Annotated in this window: 4 protein-coding genes; all 4 read right to left on the bottom strand. The window is 41.8% G+C overall.

Annotation, left to right across the window (positions count from 1 at the left end):
• On the bottom strand, positions 1 to 416 hold a 416-nt coding region (locus QTO00_RS19015), incomplete at its 3' end, for a phage integrase (protein WP_443088951.1).
• Complete coding sequence (locus QTO00_RS19010; protein ID WP_331426150.1) at positions 403 to 759, bottom strand: hypothetical protein; 357 nt, start codon at positions 757 to 759, stop codon at positions 403 to 405. The genes QTO00_RS19015 and QTO00_RS19010, both read right to left, overlap by 14 nt.
• 246 nt (positions 760 to 1005) lie before the next feature.
• Positions 1006 to 1371 carry a PH domain-containing protein gene (locus QTO00_RS19005; RefSeq protein ID WP_331426149.1) on the bottom strand — a complete coding sequence of 122 codons (366 nt, stop codon included), beginning with the start codon at positions 1369 to 1371 and terminating at the stop codon, positions 1006 to 1008.
• A gap of 104 nt (positions 1372 to 1475) precedes the next feature.
• Positions 1476 to 1934: transcriptional regulator (locus QTO00_RS19000; protein WP_331426148.1), on the bottom strand; the 459-nt coding region annotated here is incomplete at its 5' end.

Raw genomic sequence — 1934 nt, 5'->3', positions numbered from 1 at the left:
AGATTATTCGTAGGTGCAGAAATCAATTTGCCTGCGGCAGTCTCGTCACCGTATCGGTTTTTTGCCTTGCGGCTAGAACGCCAGTGAACAAAGTCTTTTGCAGTAAACTTGATTGCAAACGGGTTGCCGAGTTCTTCCACTATGGTGCAGAGGCGAGGGTAAACTTTTTTCGCGGATTTTAGGTGTTGGCCGTGAAGCTTGTACCAAAGTTCGACTAAATCTTGAAGTGTCCGCAAGTCCTTTCTGTCACCCAGCCAAGGCTTGTCATCGACTTCTTTCATTAGAAACTTTTCATAAGCCATCGCTTCGCCTTTAGTAGCGAAGCGTTTACGTTTTCTTGCTCCGCTTCGCCCTTGCGGGTAGCACTCACAGAGCCATGGCTTTTTGTTTCCGTCTTCTACTTTACGAACGCTCATTTTCTTCAAACATTGAAATGTAGATTTGTTTGTGGGGATGGATAAGCTCTTTTAGCTCTTCCGGTGGAATGTTGGTTGCGTCGATCTCTGAATTGTCTGGGTACTTAATCATGACTCTACGCTTAGTACTTGCTTCAACCTTAGTGTTCTTATGACCAATATAACCAGCGATTATGCCAGCAAGGAATTCCCAAGGGAGTTCATTTAAGATTAGGAAGATGTCACTTGCTTGAAAGGAAGAAAAAGTATCCAAACGAGTATATGTAGCGTTGTGCTCTTGCAGTATACTGTATATATCATCAGCAAATGCTTTCGTGGTGATGATATGGGGAATGACGTTCAATTGAGGCTCCTTTATGAAAAATCACTCTAATACTGTTTCAGAAAGAACCTATTTGGTTACTCTGATTGATGAAAAGATTCGACCAAAAACCAACTATGAAAAAGTGACGCAAGTTGCCAAGGATTGGTCGTTTCCAGTGTTTCTCGCCACATTGTTACTACTGCTTTTTATTAGATGAGCCAAATATGCTTACTTATATTCGTACCTAGCTCCGAGTACTCGGAGCTAGGTACGAATAGTCAGTCATTAAACGCCAGAGCTAAGTAGCGAAGCGATTTTCTTAACGTCCGTACCTTTTAAAAATGCAAACTCTAGCTGGCCTAAGCCAGAAGCCCATATTTTAAACTCGGCATCTAAGTCGAAAGTACCTGCACTTTCTACAGAGAAAGCCGTGATTTTTGAATAAGGCAGAATGAAAAACTCTGCTTTCTTTCCTCGTAAACCCTGAACATCAACGGTAATTAAACGTTTGTTGGTCAGAATCAGCATATCTCGAACAGTTTTATATTCGAGTTCCACGGTTTCATCGTCTTGCATTAAAAAGCCGTAGCGCTCTTCACCAGTACCCACGGGTTCTTCTGTTAACCCAACAAGTTTTAAGCCTTTGAACATTGTTACTCTCCTAGTCATTTAGTTGAACTAGGATAATAACTAATAAGCCTCATGAATTAAGAGGTTATGATGAAACATGATGCTTATTTGTGATCTACTATGCGTTATTTCTTCTTCATTTCCATCGCAACACGCCCAAGCACTTTTATATCTTCTTCGGATACTTCAATGGTTGATGCGCCAAATGCAATTGCTAATTTTTTACCAGGTAGTCGCTGTAAATAGTTGATCGACAGACGACCATCGACATCAATAAGGTAATCACCTGCCACGGGGTCAGTTGACTCTTTGTTGATGTAATAGATACCGGAATCGTCCTCAATGACTTGAGTTAAAGAGGGCTTTAACCCAAATTTATCAAGTGTGACTAAATCTAAAACGGTCTTTCCTGCCTCAATTAAAGCCCCATCGACAAGGTGGGATGTTTGCATTTCTTCTGAGGTTAGAGCGTTTGAAGACTCCCCACTGAACGGTTCTCCCTCACCCAATGCCATGTAGCGAACAGAAGCTCCAGTCGCTAAGTGAGTTCTGATTATCAATTCCCATCCAGTTCGATTGTGCGT

Origin of the sequence: Vibrio sp. M260118 (assembly GCF_036533755.1) — a bacterium.
Classification (GTDB): Bacteria; Pseudomonadota; Gammaproteobacteria; order Enterobacterales; family Vibrionaceae; genus Vibrio.
The sequence above is the reverse complement of the archived record's forward strand: the minus strand, read 5'-3'. Positions and strand labels throughout refer to the sequence as shown.

What these genes read in the sequence shown, in the direction of transcription:
- QTO00_RS19005 (WP_331426149.1), bottom strand. Translation starts at nt 1,371, where the DNA reads ATGTTCAAAGGCTTAAAACTTGTTGGGTTAACAGAAGAACCCGTGGGT.